At 36.4% G+C, this 15,968-nt stretch carries 13 protein-coding genes and 8 tRNA genes; 20 read left to right on the top strand and 1 reads right to left on the bottom strand.

Annotated features, from left to right (window positions below):
- Positions 1–39 precede the first annotated feature (39 nt).
- The 15 genes from AC07UM_RS09215 (at position 40) to AC07UM_RS09145 (ending at position 10,765) form a co-directional block, all read left to right on the top strand.
- The gene (locus AC07UM_RS09215) at positions 40–927 is read left to right on the top strand and encodes a phage lytic cycle repressor MrpR family protein (protein ID WP_494682176.1); all 888 of its coding nucleotides are present in this window, start codon (positions 40–42) and stop codon (positions 925–927) included.
- Complete coding sequence (locus tag AC07UM_RS09210; RefSeq protein WP_494682175.1) at positions 924–1,214, top strand: HPF/RaiA family ribosome-associated protein; 291 nt, start codon at positions 924–926, stop codon at positions 1,212–1,214. The genes AC07UM_RS09215 and AC07UM_RS09210 overlap by 4 nt, the downstream gene beginning before the upstream one ends.
- A 108-nt stretch (positions 1,215–1,322) precedes the next feature.
- Positions 1,323–1,396, top strand: a tRNA-Thr gene (locus tag AC07UM_RS09205).
- 20 nt (positions 1,397–1,416) lie between these two features.
- A tRNA-Tyr gene (locus AC07UM_RS09200) sits at positions 1,417–1,497 on the top strand.
- An 88-nt stretch (positions 1,498–1,585) separates the two neighbouring features.
- Positions 1,586–1,658, top strand: a tRNA-Gly gene (locus tag AC07UM_RS09195).
- An 89-nt stretch (positions 1,659–1,747) separates the two neighbouring features.
- Positions 1,748–1,821 (top strand) — tRNA-Thr (locus tag AC07UM_RS09190).
- A 21-nt stretch (positions 1,822–1,842) separates the two neighbouring features.
- Positions 1,843–1,923 (top strand) — tRNA-Tyr (locus AC07UM_RS09185).
- 87 nt (positions 1,924–2,010) lie between these two features.
- Positions 2,011–2,083, top strand: a tRNA-Gly gene (locus tag AC07UM_RS09180).
- Between the two features lie 41 nt (positions 2,084–2,124).
- Positions 2,125–2,196 (top strand) — tRNA-Thr (locus AC07UM_RS09175).
- 129 nt (positions 2,197–2,325) lie between these two features.
- The gene (gene aroQ, locus AC07UM_RS09170) at positions 2,326–2,892 is read left to right on the top strand and encodes a gamma subclass chorismate mutase AroQ (RefSeq protein WP_494682174.1); all 567 of its coding nucleotides are present in this window, start codon (positions 2,326–2,328) and stop codon (positions 2,890–2,892) included.
- A 112-nt stretch (positions 2,893–3,004) separates the two neighbouring features.
- Positions 3,005–3,685 (top strand): response regulator transcription factor, encoded by a 681-nt coding sequence (locus AC07UM_RS09165; RefSeq protein ID WP_494682173.1) that lies wholly within the window; start codon positions 3,005–3,007, stop codon positions 3,683–3,685.
- Positions 3,686–5,050: a sensor histidine kinase gene (locus tag AC07UM_RS09160; RefSeq protein WP_494682172.1), complete on the top strand. Its 1,365-nt coding sequence runs from the start codon at positions 3,686–3,688 to the stop codon at positions 5,048–5,050. It begins immediately after the preceding gene.
- 216 nt (positions 5,051–5,266) lie between these two features.
- Entirely contained in the window at positions 5,267–6,508 is a 1,242-nt protein-coding gene (locus tag AC07UM_RS09155) for a TolC family protein (RefSeq protein ID WP_494682171.1), read from the top strand.
- A 4-nt stretch (positions 6,509–6,512) separates the two neighbouring features.
- Positions 6,513–7,598, top strand: a complete 1,086-nt coding sequence (locus tag AC07UM_RS09150) for an efflux RND transporter periplasmic adaptor subunit (protein WP_124534768.1) — start codon at positions 6,513–6,515, stop codon at positions 7,596–7,598.
- A gap of 68 nt (positions 7,599–7,666) precedes the next feature.
- Positions 7,667–10,765 carry an efflux RND transporter permease subunit gene (locus AC07UM_RS09145; protein ID WP_494682170.1) on the top strand — a complete coding sequence of 1,033 codons (3,099 nt, stop codon included), beginning with the start codon at positions 7,667–7,669 and terminating at the stop codon, positions 10,763–10,765.
- A gap of 91 nt (positions 10,766–10,856) precedes the next feature.
- On the opposite strand, the gene AC07UM_RS09140 is transcribed toward AC07UM_RS09145, so the two are convergent.
- Positions 10,857–12,356: a DUF4394 domain-containing protein gene (locus AC07UM_RS09140; RefSeq protein ID WP_494682169.1), complete on the bottom strand. Its 1,500-nt coding sequence runs from the start codon at positions 12,354–12,356 to the stop codon at positions 10,857–10,859.
- Between the two features lie 321 nt (positions 12,357–12,677).
- On the opposite strand from AC07UM_RS09140, the gene tuf reads away from it, so the two are divergent.
- The 5 genes from tuf to AC07UM_RS09115 all read left to right on the top strand — a co-directional run bounded on the left by tuf (position 12,678) and on the right by AC07UM_RS09115 (position 15,968).
- Positions 12,678–13,889, top strand: a complete 1,212-nt coding sequence (tuf, locus tag AC07UM_RS09135) for an elongation factor Tu (RefSeq protein ID WP_103233339.1) — start codon at positions 12,678–12,680, stop codon at positions 13,887–13,889.
- A gap of 57 nt (positions 13,890–13,946) precedes the next feature.
- Positions 13,947–14,017: transfer RNA gene (locus AC07UM_RS09130), tRNA-Trp, on the top strand.
- 12 nt (positions 14,018–14,029) lie between these two features.
- Positions 14,030–14,236, top strand: a complete 207-nt coding sequence (secE, locus tag AC07UM_RS09125) for a preprotein translocase subunit SecE (protein WP_103233340.1) — start codon at positions 14,030–14,032, stop codon at positions 14,234–14,236.
- A gap of 20 nt (positions 14,237–14,256) precedes the next feature.
- Complete coding sequence (gene nusG / locus AC07UM_RS09120; protein WP_494682168.1) at positions 14,257–14,799, top strand: transcription termination/antitermination protein NusG; 543 nt, start codon at positions 14,257–14,259, stop codon at positions 14,797–14,799.
- Positions 14,800–15,347: 548 nt separating this feature from the next.
- A complete protein-coding gene (locus tag AC07UM_RS09115) occupies positions 15,348–15,968 on the top strand; it encodes a hypothetical protein (protein ID WP_494682167.1) in 621 nt (206 codons plus the stop codon).

The raw sequence follows: 15,968 nt of genomic DNA, 5'->3' as shown, positions 1-15,968 counted from the left end.
ATATTTGAGGAGTGAATTTTTTATTTTATGCCCTAGCTCATGTTGGATAAATTTATAGACTACTTACAATTCGAGAAAAGGTATTCTCCTCATACCATTACAAGCTACAAAAAAGACCTTGCAGACTTTTCCCATTTCTGTCTCCGAACAGAATCTTCCGACAATTTAGCCAAAGCAGACAAGAAAATTATAAGGAATTTTATTGTTGAACTGAGTGAAAACAATATTTCCAAAAGAAGTATCAACAGGAAGCTATCCTCTCTTCGTAGTTTTTATCTATTTCTTTTGAAAATAGGGGAGATTAAAGTTTCTCCTACAGAAGGAATCTCTTCCCTGAAGTTTTACGCTGAAAAACAGATCCCTATGTCTGAAGAAGAAATGAAGGATCTTAATGAAAGAATTTTTGAACAGGTACATAATGTACTTGAAAAATGCATTATGGAGGTGCTTTACCAAACAGGGATGCGTAAAGCTGAACTTTGTGGCCTGATATTTGAGAATGTTGACTTATACGGAAATGAGTTAAAAGTAATAGGGAAAGGGAATAAAGAAAGGGTAGTTCCCATTTCACATGAATTGTCTGAGCTTCTTAAGAGCTATATGGAAATAAGAAAACCACAGACAGAATATCAATCGTATTTTTTTGTAAATAAGAAAGGGAAAAAACTCAGCGAAAAATTTGTTTATGTGGTAGTTAATAAGTACCTTAGTCTTATAACAACGAAAGAAAAAAGAAGTCCTCACATCCTTCGTCATAGCTTTGCTACTCACGTATTGGATAATGGGGCGGAGATCTCCAAAGTGAAAAAAATATTAGGGCATTCCAGTCTTGCCAGTACTCAAGTCTATACGAATGCTAATATTGAACAATTGAAAAAAGTGTTTAATCAGGCTCACCCTCGAGCATCAAAAAAAGAAGAATTATGAAGATTTCAGTACAATCAATTGGTTTAACTCCACACGAACCATTAGAATCACACATCGAAAAAAAAGTAGGCAAATTAAATACCTTTTATGACAAGATTCATGAGTGTAAGGTATTCTTGAAAGTCGAAAATAACGCTGATAAAGCGAATAAAACTGCTGAGATTATTTTGGCGGTTCCGGGTGACGATATCGTAGTAAAAAAGACAACAGCGAGTTTTGAAGAAAGTATGGACCTTTGCGTTGATACTGCTAAAAAGCTCTTAATCAAGAAGAAAGAAATGGCTTAGAAAAAAAGTCGAAAAAAGTTTATAAAATATTTGAGAATTCAAAAAATCCGTTCTATATTTGCACTCGCAAAAAAGGAACAGCGATCTTTTGAATTCTTTTTTATATTTGCCTCCATAGCTCAGTTGGCCAGAGCACGTGATTTGTAATCTCGGGGTCGTGGGTTCGAATCCCTCTGGAGGCTCATTTTAATATAACATATTTGGGGAGATTCCAGAGTGGCTAAATGGGACTGACTGTAACTCAGTTGCTTCGGCTTCGCAGGTTCGAATCCTGCTCTCCCCACTTTATATTTTTATAAAAAAAACTTGCAAGATTAAATAAGTTTTCTTAGTTTTGCACAGCGTTTACCAATAGTTTTGGAAACAAAATTGCGGAAGTAGCTCAGTTGGTAGAGCGTCAGCCTTCCAAGCTGAATGTCGCGGGTTCGACCCCCGTCTTCCGCTCAAAAAAATCACCCTTTTAAAGTGGTTTTTTTTAACACTGAAACGTGTAGAGTAGAGTCTCTCTATCACTTTCAGTCTTTTATTAAAATGCCTCCATAGCTCAGTTGGCCAGAGCACGTGATTTGTAATCTCGGGGTCGTGGGTTCGAATCCCTCTGGAGGCTCAATTTTAATATAACATATTTGGGGAGATTCCAGAGTGGCTAAATGGGACTGACTGTAACTCAGTTGCTTCGGCTTCGCAGGTTCGAATCCTGCTCTCCCCACTTTTTATATTATAAAAAAAACTTGCAAAATCAAAGAAGTTTTCTTAGTTTTGCACAGCGTTTACCAATAGTTTTGGAAACAAAATTGCGGAAGTAGCTCAGTTGGTAGAGCGTCAGCCTTCCAAGCTGAATGTCGCGGGTTCGACCCCCGTCTTCCGCTCAATAAAAATCACGCTACTTAGTGTGATTTTTTTAGTTAATGCCGACTTAGCTCAGCGGTAGAGTGCTTCCTTGGTAAGGAAGAGGTCACGGGTTCAAGTCCCGTAGTTGGCTCTCTTTAGTCTAAAAAATATTACAGCTTTTAGTTGTAATATTTTTTTTTATTTTTAATCATAAATATCAATTTGTGTTTGAAAATTTAAAATGGGCAATTGTTCTTGTAAATACTTGAATTTTAAAATAATGAAGATCATATATTACATATTATTAATAGGAACTTTATTAAATATTTTTTCTTGTTCAGTTCAGGATCATTCTCTTGATAAATGCGAAGAAGAAGTTCTCTTAAAGTTAGTAAACAAAAGACTTCAGGTTGCCCCTCTGGTTGCGAAAAGCAAATGGAATACAAAAGCTCCAATTGATGATCCTGTACGTGAGAAAATTATTTTGGATAGTGTAGAGGGAAAGGCTGGAAAATTGAATATTGACAAGCAATTTGCACATAATTTTTTTCAGGCACAATTTGAAGCCGGAAAAGTAAAGCAAAGACAATTACATAAAAAGTGGGAAGCTCAAAATGAAGCTCCTTTCGATCCTGCTCCTGATTTGGCAACGAAGGTTCGGCCGGTTTTGGATAGTTTGACACCACTTTTATTAATTGAGCTTAAAAAAGTAAAGCCAAATTCTTGCAACACTTCATCTTTGAAAAAAATAAGAACAGAAGCTCGAAAAATGATTGATTCTTCTTTTGATGATAACATTGTTGACATTGCGGTAAAGCCTATTGATGACTATTGTAGAAAAAAGTAACTCAATCAGGATACTATTTTCTTAATAAAAGATAAACCTTAAAATTTGGCTGATACTTATTTCCTTCTAAAAACATAAAAATTTTCGTTAAATTCGTGTAAAATAAATCTTGATGAATATTCTTTTGTTAGAAGACGATCTCATTCTTTCTGCAGAGCTTTGCAGATTTTTAGAATCCAATAATTTTACCTGTGATAAAATATATGATGGAGAGACCTTTCTCCGTCAGATAAAAAACAATACGTATGATCTGTATTTATTGGATATCAATGTTCCCAAAATGAATGGACTTGATGTATGCCAGACGATTCGTTCTTTCGACAAGAATACACCCATTATTATCATCTCTGCTTATGGAGATATCTCTGACAAAAAAGATGCCTTTAACAGGCTGGCTGATGATTATCTGGTAAAACCTTTTCAGTTTGAAGAACTTCTTTTAAGAATAAATTCTTTGTTGAGGCGAAAAGCACCCTCTGATAATTCGGATCAGGATATTCTGAGGATAGATGATCTCATCATCAATAAAACTGAGCAAAAGATCTATCGAGGTGGAAATGAAATAACACTCACGTTGAAAGAATTTCAACTGCTGGTCTATCTTGCGGAAGCACAAGGGAGAACGGTTTCCAAACAGCAGATCACAGAACATGTATGGGAGCACAATTTTAATACAAATACCAACACAGTGGAAGTTTATATCAATTTCTTAAGGAAAAAGATTGATAAAGATTTCAAAGTAAAATTAATTCATACCCGTTCCGGTTTCGGATATTATTTAAGCCCATTATAAATGTCTTTAAAAAGAAAGATAGCTTTAACGATCAGTATCGCCTTTTCATTACTCTTTGGAATGGTGATGGCGGTCATTTATTTATCTTTTAATGATTTTAGAAGAGATGAGTTTAAAGAAAGATTCAGGCAGAGACTTGAATTTACTTCCCATTTCATTTCAAAATCCAAAGACTTTGAAGAAGAAGCTCCGGTTTTTTTCAATGAAAATTCAGATAATATCCTTCTGAATGAAAAGATTTTAATTTTCAATGAAAAAAAGGAACTGATCTATAGTACAATCAAGGACAGGAATGTCACTTGGGACAGTGCGATGCTTAAAGAGCTGGATAGAAAGAAGATTATTTATACAGAGAAAACAATTCCGGAGATCTATGCTGCACTTAGAAATATCAATGGTGAAAACTATTATATTCTTACCAGTGCTTTTGATACTAATGGAAAATCAAAGCTGGGGTATCTTAAATATCTTTTGATCACAGCGTATGTGATGAGCACAATGCTTATTGGTTTTTTTAGTTATTATTTTGTTGAAAAATTCCTTCGTCCGCTGGAAGACCTGAATAAAGAAATTTCTGAAGTTACTGCTCATAAACTAACAACACAGATTCCTGTTCAGCAGTCGAATGATGAAGTGAGTGTCCTTGCAAAATCTTTTAATACGATGATCGGAAGATTAGATGATGTATTTCAGTCACAAAAGGATTTTACAGCAAGTGCTTCACACGAGATCAGGACACCCATTACAAGAATGGCATTTCAGTTGGAAAACCTTATTAAATTTGAGGAACATTCTCCAGAAACCTTATCAGCGTTGCAGCAGATTCAGCGGGATGTATACCAGTTATCGGATCTGACGAATTCTCTTTTGCTGCTTACGAAATTTGATAAAGAAAATATTCAGAGTATCTATGAAGAAGTAAGGATTGATGAAGTCATTTTTGAAGCCTTTGAAGCAGTCGAGAAAAGTTATCCGCAACTTAAGATGGATTTCCTGATTAATGAAGATAGTTCTGAAAATGCTTTTCTGACCATAAAAGGGATCCAGTCGCTGCTGGTGATTGTCTTTATTAATCTGTTCAAAAATGCAGCGGTATATTCAGACAATACAGAAGTGAATGTCTTGATTACCGAAACAAACGATAATCTTTCTATAGAAGTTATTTCTCACGGAAATACGATTTCTGAAGGAGAGCAGATGAAACTGTTTGAAGCTTTCACTAGAGGAAATAATGCTCAAAATATATCAGGATCAGGCTTGGGCCTTAGAATCGTTAAAAGAATTCTGGAATATCACGATGCTGATATTATATACTCTTCTCCTGAAGATTACATTAATACATTCACATTATTTTTTAAAAAATAAGTATAAAAGCAATTGTCTTAAAAAACAGTTGCTTTTTGTTAAACTACAGATTGAATTTTTAATTAAAAATTCAACAATAAGAGAATAAAATACTTTTTTTATTTTTTCAGATTTCTTGTAAATGCGCTATTCAAGCCTATTTTAATATTTTTTTAAGCGTCATTTAAGTTTCTTTTAATCACTTCAAAGCAATTTTGTATTTTAAAAAGAAAAATAATGAACAGAATTGCAGTGCTGTGCCTCACCATTTCCTCATTCATGGCGGCACAACAGCAGATGTCTCTTTTGGACTGCGAAGAAGCTTTTCAGAAGAACAACTTACAACTGCTCGCCGAACAATACAACATCAATATGGCTGATGCAGATATTCTGCAAGCTAAAATCTGGGAATTGCCCCAATTGAGCGGGCAGTTTAATGCTTACAACCCTCAGGACAAAAAGGTTTTTGATATAGGACATTCAAAAGGAGCAGGAATTACACAGTTGATCTATATGGGTGGGAAAAAGAAAAATGAAATTGCTTTTGCCAAATCCAATAAAGAATTGGCGCAGCTTCAGTTTTCCCAATTGCTTGCCGATTTAAGATCTCAGCTTCGTTCTGCGTATTTTAATCTTTATTACGAAAAACTAAAACTTGAGAACACCAATAAGCAGCTAGGGTATATGAATGACCTCTTAAATGCCTATCGTGTACAGTCGGCAAAAGGAAATGTTTCTCTTAAAGATGCTGTCAGACTTCAGAGTATTGTGATCCAATTGAATCATGATAAACTGGAGATCAATAAAAACATTCTTGATTTTGAACAGAATTTAAAAGTGTTAACGGGAACTTCAGAAGATATAGAGCCCACAATGTCTGAGACTGAAGCTAAAGAAGCATTGGCGGCACAACCCTTCGGTGATGAAGAAGAGCTTAAAAGTAAGGCACTCGAAAATAATGCAGATTACCGATATAATCTGAAACTTATTGATAACAGCAAGCTATATGCACAATGGCAGAAATCATTGAATGTACCTGATATTACAGTAGGAGCTGCATGGGATCAGGCAGGAGGAACATTTAATAATGAAGCGAACCTGACTCTGGGAATTCCTTTGCCTTTATGGAAATCCAATCAAGGGAATGTGGAAAAAGCAAATTATGCTATTCAGCAGAACCAGAAAAATGCAGATTTCCAGAAACTCACGCTACAAACCAAAATTCAGTCTGCCTATAAAACCTGGAAGACCCAGTATGATCAGCTTCTGGATATTAAAACGACAGATCTGCAGAATATGGATCTTGTATACAATGGAATGCTGACCAATTTCAGAAAAGGAAATGTCAACCTGATAGAATTTACAGACTTCATGGACAGCTATAGGGAAACAGCCCTTCAGATCTATGATATGAAAAATGAAATCATGCAGTCGGCAGAACAGCTTAATCAATTAGTACAAACGAAAATCTTCTATTAAAATCATGAAAACATATATTATCCCCGTATTGATAGCCCTCTCATTATTGGCATGTTCAAAAAAAGAGGAAGAAAAACCCAATCAGGCCAAAAAAGGATTTGAGCTTAGCAATACCATGCTGAGTTCTATTTCTCTGGCAAAAGTTGAAAAGAAGAATATAGAAGATCAGTATAGCTTTTATGGAAAGATCTCTGCAGATAAAAATAGTTATATAGATGTTTATCCATTGGTAGGAGGAAACGTGATGAGCGTAAATGTAGAGCTGGGAGATTATGTGAAAAAAGGGCAGGTGCTGGCAACAATCCGAAGCACTGAGCTTGCAGAAATTCAAAAAGATGTAAGTGATGCTAAAACCGATATGGTAGTGGCTAAAAATAACCTTCGTGTTGCCAAAGAATTGTATGAAGGAAAACTTAATACAGAAAGAGATGTCCTGGAAGCTAAAAGCCAATTGCAAAAAGCCGAAGACCAAATGCAGAGAACAGCAGCAATAAGTACGGTTTATAATGTAAAAAGCGGAAATATATACAGTGTAGTAGCCCCTATCAGCGGTTATATTGTTCAGAAAAGTATCAATAAAGATATGCAGCTGAGAAGTGACAGAAGTGATAATATTTTTGACGTTGCCAATACAACTAATGTATGGGCCATCATGAACGTCAATGAATCTGATATTGATAAGATCAGCCTTGGAATGAAAGCGCAGGTATCTACTCTTTCTTATCCGGATAAATTTTTTGACGGAAAAATTGATAAAATATTCAAGATTATTGATCCACAGACCAATGCCATGCAGGCAAGAGTGGTGCTGGACAATGCTAATGGACTTCTGATTCCGGATAGTAAAGCTACGATAAAAGTATCCAGCTTAGAAAGCAGTACGATGCTTACTTTACCATCGAAGGCTGTCATTTTTGATGACAATAAAAGCTTTGTCGTTATTTTCAAATCCAGAACAGATGTGAAAATCAGAGAAATTAAAGTATTAAAGCAGGTAGGAGATGTTACCTATGTTGCAGATGGACTGAAAGAAGGAGAAGAAGTGATTACCAACAATCAGCTGCTGATATACCGTTCACTGAACAGCTAGTCTTATTAAACCATTAAGAATATTGTATTTTCTTTCAACGGCTTTTTTAGGTCATCAATTTATCTATCATGAATAAATTCATAAAAAATATAATCGCTTTTTCATTAAAAAATAAAGCATTTACCTTTATCTGGGTGGCGATTTTAGCGATCTCCGGGTTTATAAGTTTCAAAAATATGCCTATTGAAGCTTTTCCGGATGTTACCAATACCCAGATTGTAATCATTACCCAGTGGAATGGACGTAGTGCAGAAGAAGTAGAACGTTTTGTTACTACCCCCATTGAATTGGCGATGAGCCCGGTTCAGAAGAAAACAAGTGTGAGAAGTACCACGATGTTTGGACTTTCCATTGTTAAAATTCTGTTTGATGATGGGGTGGACGATACTTTTGCCAGAAATCAGGTCAATAACCAGTTAAGAACCATTAGCCTTCCTGATGAGGTAGACCCGGAAGTACAGCCACCCTACGGGCCAACCGGTGAGATTTTCAGATATACGCTGGAAAGTAAAACAAAGGATTCCCGTAGTCTGCTTACGCTGCAAAATTGGGTGATCGACCGTGCTTTAAGAGGAGTGCCTGGCGTAGCAGATATTAACGTTTTCGGAGGACAGGATAAAGTGTTCGAATTGAGTATCGATCCACGGGCATTAGATAAATACAACCTGACACCGCTTCAGGTATATGATGCCGTTACCAAGAGTAATCTGAATGTAGGGGGCGATGTTATTGAGAAAAATGGCCAGGCCTATGTCGTAAGAGGAATAGGTTTGGTAAAATCGATTGCCGACATCGGAAATATTACCATTCAAAATGATAGTGGAAATCCGGTTTTGGTAAAAAATGTGGCAGAAGTTCATGAAAGTTCTATGCCTAGAGTAGGGCAGGCGGCTCTTAATAATCACGATGATACGGTAGAAGGAATCGTGGTCATGAGAAAAGGAGAAAATCCGAGAGAAGTTTTGGTGGGAGTGAAAGCTAAGATTAAAGAGCTCAACGAAAAAGTTCTTCCAAAAGATGTGAAAATGGTTACGTTCTATGACCGCGATAATCTGATGGATTTTACGACTCATACTGTAATGCATAATCTTATTGAAGGAATTGTACTGGTAACGGTAATTGTTTTGATCTTTATGGCCGACTGGAGAACAACATTAATTGTTTCCATCATTATCCCTCTATCCTTGCTATTTGCATTTTTATGTTTAAAACTGGCCGGGATGAGTGCCAACCTGCTTTCATTAGGAGCAGTAGACTTTGGGATTATCATTGACGGAGCCGTCGTCATGGTAGAAGGACTCTTCGTAATGCTGGATCATAAAGCCAAACGGTATGGCATGGAGAAATTTAATAAACTCGCAAAGGGAGGCTGGATCAAGCAGACCGGAACAGGATTAGGAAAAGCAATCTTCTTTTCAAAATTGATTATCATTACCTCTCTTATTCCCATCTTCTCATTCCAGAAAGTGGAAGGGAAAATGTTCTCACCTTTAGCGTTTACGTTGGGATTTGCATTGATAGGAGCATTGATATTTACATTAACATTGGTTCCTGTTCTTTCTCATCTCCTTTTAAATAAAAATGTAAGAGAAAAAAATAATCCGTTTGTTAATTTTTGGGACAGCATCGTTTTGAAAGGCTTTAATTTAACATTTAAGCATAAAAAAACGAGTATGATCGTTGCGATCTCTTTTCTGGCAGTCACTTTGTTTTCCGGTAAGTTTTTAGGAACAGAATTCTTGCCGCAACTTAACGAAGGTTCGCTTTGGATCACTGCTGAGATGCCTATGAGTTCTTCATTGAAAGAATCATTGAAAACAGCAGATCTTTTAAAGAAAGACATAATGAGCTTCTCGGAAGTCACAGATGTTCTTGCACAGACGGGGAGAAGTAACGATGGAACAGATCCCAATGGATTCGGATTTGTACAGTTTGCGGTTAATCTTAAGCCAAGAGAAGAATGGAAACGTAAGATCACCTACGATGAATTGATTAATGAAATTGATAAAAAGCTCAGAAGTTATCAGGGAATTACATTCAACTATTCCCAGCCGATCTCCGATAACGTAGCAGAAGCCGTAGCAGGTTTTAAAGCCGAAAACGGAATCAAAATTTATGGTGATAACCTGGAAACCCTGGATAAATTAGCCAACGAAGTGGTACTAAAAATTAAAGATGTACAAGGGGTAAAAGATCCGGGAATTATTAAAAATATCGGACAGCCGGAAGTAAGTGTTGTATTGGACAGAGATAAAATGGCTGCTTATGGAGTAATGCCGGCGGATGCACAAGCTGTATTGGAAATGGCTTTTGGAGGAAAAACCGCTTCAGAAATGTTCGATGGCGAAAGAAAGTTTCCAATCCGTCTACGATATTCCCAGGAATACAGAACCAATGAAAATGACATTGCAGCTTTGATGGTTCCTACACAGGATGGAGCAAAGATTCCTTTAAAAGAAATCAGTACTATCGTTAAAGATAACGGTGCGGCATTTATTTATAGAGATAATATCAAAAGATATATTGGAGTTAAATTCTCCATTCGTGATAGAGATTTAGGAAGTACTATTGCCGATGCCCAGAAAAAAGTGGATGCTATTGAACTACCTGATGGTTATTCTGTAGGATGGACCGGTCAGTTTGAAAACCAGCAACGGGCATCGCACAGGCTTACGCAGGTGGTACCAGTGAGCATTCTGATGATTTTCTTCCTGCTGTTTATTCTGTTTGGAAATATGAAGGATTCCCTTTTGGTATTGGCCAACGTACCTTTTGCTTTAATCGGTGGTATTATTGCACTACATGTTACGGGAATCAATTTTGGAATCTCTGCCGGAGTAGGAATGATTGCCCTTTTGGGAATTTGTATCCAGAACGGTGTCATCCTTATCACGGAGTTCCATCAGAACGTTAAAGACGGTATGGATATAGACTCAGCAATATTAAACGGAGTGAAATCCAGAACCAGACCCGTAATTATGACAGCACTTATGGCGTCTATCGGATTGATGCCGGCAGCTTTATCTACAGGTATTGGATCGGAATCTCAAAAGCCTCTGGCTATTGTAATTATTGGAGGACTTATTACGGCAACAGTTCTTACACTGCTTATTTTTCCGATTATCTTCTGGATATTCAACAGGACGAAGAAGCTCAGTCAAATTTAAATTATCTTTCATTTATATTAGTAAGAAGCGCGGAAAACTTTGTTTTCCGCGCTTCTGCATTTATTGAAATAAAAATAGGATGAGTCGAAGTTTAAAATCCTAATCCCACTGTAAAAGCTTTTACAGCATTCGGATAATCGGAAACTGAAGTTGCAGCTCCTGTTGTTGTATTGATGGAGTAAATTTTTGTAGATGAACCTACCGACGCCATTAAATAAGCTTTTTGGCTCATGCTTCCAATATCAAACCCATTAGCACTTGTAATGTTAATTCCTAAAGAACCCGTCTCTACTAAAGTTCCATTATTAGGAGGGTTCTGCTGGTATAATTTATCCGTATTATGATCAATGACAAATAGAGTAGTAGCGGTGCTTCCTGCAAAATTATTAGTATACGCTGCAGCGCTTATCATAGGACTTCCAGGATTTAATGCAAGATCTACAGCGGCAATTGTTCCGTCGTTAGGATTTAAGCGAAGATTCTGCCCAGTATTGCTCACTACCCTTATTCTATCCACAGTAGGATTGAAATCGAAGCCGAAATCTGTTCCGGAAAGTAAAGTAGCAAAAGGAGTAGTACCCACAGCAGTAGCGGCACCTGTACCCAAATTGATGGTGTAAATTCTGCTTGAACTTCCTAATGCATACAATTGTCCGTTTGCAGGACGGAAATCTATCCCTAAAATATTCTCGCCACTTTGTAACCCTGCCACCGTCTTGGAAACAGGCATCGGACTGTTTGGATTGAAAATTTGGAGATTATTGGAATTGTCAATGGCATAGGCTACCGGCTCTGTGGGGATAGCAAGATCAATGACTGCCTGCTGAAGAGAACCTACATAAGTTGTTTTTCCATTATTCAGATCCAGAACATGCAATTTATCACTGAGAGCCAATAGAGCAGTACTGTTATCAAATTTAATATCAAAAGCAGCCTGCCCGGTAAAAGAGGTCCCCAAACTTCCCACTTCCACTAAAGTTCCATTGTTGGGAGGATCTTGTTTATATAACTTTCCTAAAGCCGGATCAATATCATATAAAACAGTTGTAGTAGCACCTGCTTTACTGTTTGTATAGGCTAATCCTGTTATTGAAGGATTTCCCGTTCCGTTAATACTAATGTCAGTAGCGGCAACAGCTCCGGTTTCCGGATGCAAACGCAGGTTTTGCCCGGTATTACTCACCAGGCGAATTCTGTCAACGGTAGGATTGAAATCAATAGAAGCTATGGCACCCGAAATCAAAGGAGCAAATGCTGTTGAGCTTACGGCTCTTGCTGAAGCATTGGAAGTATTGATGATGTATAATTTACTGGCATTAGATAATGCATATAGTTCTCCTGTTGCAGGTCTGAAATCTATACTTAACAATTTTTCTCCTGATGTAATACCTGTTACAGCAGTTTTTGAAGCGAAAGTCTTTGGATTATTGGAATTAAAATAAACAAGCTCATTCATTGCTGTTATTCCGTATACCATAAGATCCGGACCCTGAGGGGGATTTTCCGACATATAGTTTTCATCCGAATTGTCACACGAAAACAAAGTTGCAATGGCAAACAGGGCGAAGTAGATGTGTAATAGTTTTCTCATAATATTAATTTTAGTTGTTTTTGTATGTACGAGAAAAAAATACAAATGGATTTACGGACAGACTTATTTTTAGGATTTTTCACCTGTATATTGTATTCATAATTAGTAAGATAGTTTATATTTTTAATAAAACGTTTCTAAGGATTTTTTTCAATTAAGAAATTTGTGTAAATTTGCATTCTCAATACGTGGAAATGTAAGGTTTGTCCTTCAGTGGATGAGAATATTGAAAGTTTTTTTAATAAAAAGTTTTTGGTATTTAAAAATTCATTATATTTGCACACTGAAAATTTGAAAAACAATAAATAAATAATTTAAATCATGGCAAAGGAAACGTTTAATCGTAACAAACCACACTTGAACATTGGTACTATTGGTCACGTTGACCATGGTAAAACAACACTTACTGCAGCAATTAGTGCTGTGTTAGCTAGCAAAGGTCTTGCTGAGAAAAAAGATTTCTCTGCTATTGACTCTGCTCCAGAAGAAAAAGAAAGAGGTATCACTATCAATACTGCTCACATTGAGTACGAAACTGAAAATAGACACTATGCTCACGTTGACTGTCCAGGTCACGCCGACTATGTTAAGAACATGGTAACTGGTGCTGCTCAGATGGATGGAGCTATCGTAGTATGTGCTGCAACTGATGGACCAATGCCTCAAACAAGAGAACATATCTTACTTTGCCGTCAGGTAAACGTACCTAGAATTGTTGTTTTCATGAACAAAGTTGACATGGTAGACGATGCTGAATTATTAGAGCTTGTTGAAATGGAACTTAGAGACTTATTGTCTACTTATGATTTTGACGGAGATAACTCTCCAGTAATTCAAGGTTCTGCACTAGGTGCACTTACTGCAGCTACTTCATCTCCTGTTAACACAGAAGATAAATGGTTCAAAAGTGTAGAAGAATTAATGGATGCTGTTGATAATTGGATCGAGCAACCAACAAGAGATATGGATAAGCCATTCTTGATGCCTATTGAAGATGTATTCTCTATTACAGGTAGAGGTACTGTAGCAACTGGTAGAATCGAGGCTGGTGTTATCAACACTGGTGATCCAGTTGATATCGTAGGTATGGGTGATGAGAAATTAACTTCTACTATTACAGGAGTTGAGATGTTCAGAAAGATCCTAGATAGAGGTGAAGCTGGAGATAACGTAGGTCTATTGTTGAGAGGTATTGAAAAAACTGACATCAAAAGAGGTATGGTTATCGCTAAGAAAGATTCAGTTAAGCCACACAAAAAATTCAAAGCTTCTGTTTATATCCTTTCTAAGGAAGAAGGTGGACGTCACACTCCATTCCACAACAAGTACCGTCCTCAGTTCTATGTAAGAACTACTGACGTTACAGGTGAGATCTTCTTACCAGAAGGTGTAGAAATGGTAATGCCTGGTGATAACTTAGAGATCACTGTAGAATTGTTACAACCAATCGCTCTTAACGTAGGTCTTAGATTTGCAATCAGAGAAGGAGGTAGAACAGTTGGTTCAGGTCAGGTTACTGAAATCCTAGACTAATCATCTTAAAAATATAAAAAGCTTCCGTAAGGAATTTCTTTACGGAGCTTTTAATCTACGGGCATCGTCCAATGGTAGGATACCGGTCTCCAAAACCGTTGATCAGGGTTCGAATCCTTGTGCCCGTGCAAATATAAATTATGAGTTCATTTGTCGATTTTTTAAAAGGTTCTTATAACGAATTCAGACATAAGGTTGAATGGCCAAAATGGGCTGACCTTCAGTCTTCTACAATCGTGGTGACTATTGCGACAGTGATTCTGGCATTATTTACCTTTGGAGTTGATGAATTGTTTTCAAAAGCAGTCAGCAACATAATAGGAATGCTAATCAACTTGTTCAATTAATAATTAAGTATTTTCCCATAATGAGCGAATTGAAATGGTATGTGCTGAAAGCAATCAGCGGACAGGAAAATAAAGTGAAAAACTATATTGAGACAGAAATCAAACGTCTAGGGTTTGAGCAGTACGTTACTCAAGTGGTTATTCCTATGGAAAAGGTAATCCAAATTAGAAACGGTAAAAAAGTTCCTAAAGAGAAACCTTACTATCCTGGATACTTGATGATTGAAGCTGATCTGATGGGAGAGATTCCTCACGCTATCAAGAATATTCCTGGGGTTATTTCTTTCTTAAGTTTAACAAAAGGAGGAGATCCTGTTCCAATGAGAAAATCAGAGGTAAACAGAATGCTTGGAAGAATGGATGAACTTTCAGAATTTGCAAGCGATATTGAAATTCCTTATGTAGTAGGTGAAAACGTTAAAGTAATCGATGGACCTTTCAACGGATTCAATGGTACAGTTGAGAAAATTCTTGAAGACAAAAAGAAAATTGAAGTTTCTGTATTGATCTTTGGTAGAAAAACTCCAATGGAACTTAGCTATATGCAAGTAGAAAAAGTATAATAATTACTTATATAAAAATATAAAAGACTGCTATTAAGCGGTCTTTTTTACTTTTATACATGAGTTACTAATTAATTATAAATGATAAGGTGAGCGTATGAAGCAATCCATGAAAATAGATTTTAGCTTTAAATTTTTCAATAGGTAAAGTCTTACTACTGTAAAATTTTGCTTAGATATTAAAAATGAATTTCGATTTTGTCTATATAGTATATATATTAAATGTATATAAACTTTCTGATGATTATTTTTTTAACGGTTTAATATATATTCTGCTGTTAATTACTTCTATCGCGTAGTTTGCTTTATAATAATTTTCCCCTTTTGGGGATTACTTATGTTTTTTTACTTCAAAGCTTTTTTCTTTTACTTAACTCACTTTTAGATGGCATACTTCTTGCCAACAAGGAATTAACAAATCCATAAATTTTATGTTTTTTATTTATACATTATTTATAAGTGTATGAATATTTTATGTTTTTTTAACTAAAAGCATAAAAATCTGGATTAGCTATTCAAAACACAAGCTTATATAAACACATAAACCAATGACAAAAATTATTTCGATGATCATTTTGATGGGAACATCTATGCTCATTAGTGCTCAAGTTGGTATCAACACTGCGACACCAGAGAAGGAACTTACTGTAAACGGTACAATGAAGACATCCGGAGTTGTTTTCAAGCAGCCGATGGAAAAACTGAATGCGGATGAGAATTACACTTTCATTATCAAATCTCCTTCTCCAGAAAACAAAATTACAGCGTACAATGATTCTTTTGTACCCAATTCACCGGCACCCATTAACCTTATTCAGTTCAAAATCACCTGTGATCCTTCTGATAAAGATTGGGTAAATCAGTTTGATACAATGATTAATTCTACTAAATTTCTAGTGGTTATCTCATCTTTTGGGTTTACACAGCCTACAAGAACTTTTACTGCGGACTGGGTTACTCCAATGCCTCAGATCTTTGCGTATTCATCCGGAGGAACATGGAAACTTAAAGCAGATTATCAAGGATTTGCTCCCGATAACTCTTTCCCGACGGGGGTCTGGACACTGAATTTATTGGTATTTGACAGATCATATGCCAAAGATTTTAATTCTACCCAAAATCTTAATAGTTCAACTACAGGTGCTGCAGCAGCTCCATTAATTCAATAA

This window comes from Chryseobacterium sp. GW821-FHT04C04, from assembly GCF_059420365.1.
Note: the sequence above shows the minus strand (reverse complement) of the source record. Positions and strands in the feature narration are given on the sequence as shown.

Bases quoted from the DNA above. Each gene is read 5' to 3' on its own strand.
- AC07UM_RS09215 (WP_494682176.1), top strand. From the start codon at position 40: ATGTTGGATAAATTTATAGACTACTTACAATTCGAGAAAAGGTATTCT.
- AC07UM_RS09210 (WP_494682175.1), top strand. From the start codon at position 924: ATGAAGATTTCAGTACAATCAATTGGTTTAACTCCACACGAACCATTA.
- aroQ (WP_494682174.1), top strand. From the start codon at position 2,326: ATGAAGATCATATATTACATATTATTAATAGGAACTTTATTAAATATT.
- AC07UM_RS09165 (WP_494682173.1), top strand. From the start codon at position 3,005: ATGAATATTCTTTTGTTAGAAGACGATCTCATTCTTTCTGCAGAGCTT.
- AC07UM_RS09160 (WP_494682172.1), top strand. From the start codon at position 3,686: ATGTCTTTAAAAAGAAAGATAGCTTTAACGATCAGTATCGCCTTTTCA.
- AC07UM_RS09155 (WP_494682171.1), top strand. From the start codon at position 5,267: ATGAACAGAATTGCAGTGCTGTGCCTCACCATTTCCTCATTCATGGCG.
- AC07UM_RS09150 (WP_124534768.1), top strand. From the start codon at position 6,513: ATGAAAACATATATTATCCCCGTATTGATAGCCCTCTCATTATTGGCA.
- AC07UM_RS09145 (WP_494682170.1), top strand. From the start codon at position 7,667: ATGAATAAATTCATAAAAAATATAATCGCTTTTTCATTAAAAAATAAA.
- AC07UM_RS09140 (WP_494682169.1), bottom strand. From the start codon at position 12,356: ATGAGAAAACTATTACACATCTACTTCGCCCTGTTTGCCATTGCAACT.
- tuf (WP_103233339.1), top strand. From the start codon at position 12,678: ATGGCAAAGGAAACGTTTAATCGTAACAAACCACACTTGAACATTGGT.
- secE (WP_103233340.1), top strand. From the start codon at position 14,030: ATGAGTTCATTTGTCGATTTTTTAAAAGGTTCTTATAACGAATTCAGA.
- nusG (WP_494682168.1), top strand. From the start codon at position 14,257: ATGAGCGAATTGAAATGGTATGTGCTGAAAGCAATCAGCGGACAGGAA.
- AC07UM_RS09115 (WP_494682167.1), top strand. From the start codon at position 15,348: ATGACAAAAATTATTTCGATGATCATTTTGATGGGAACATCTATGCTC.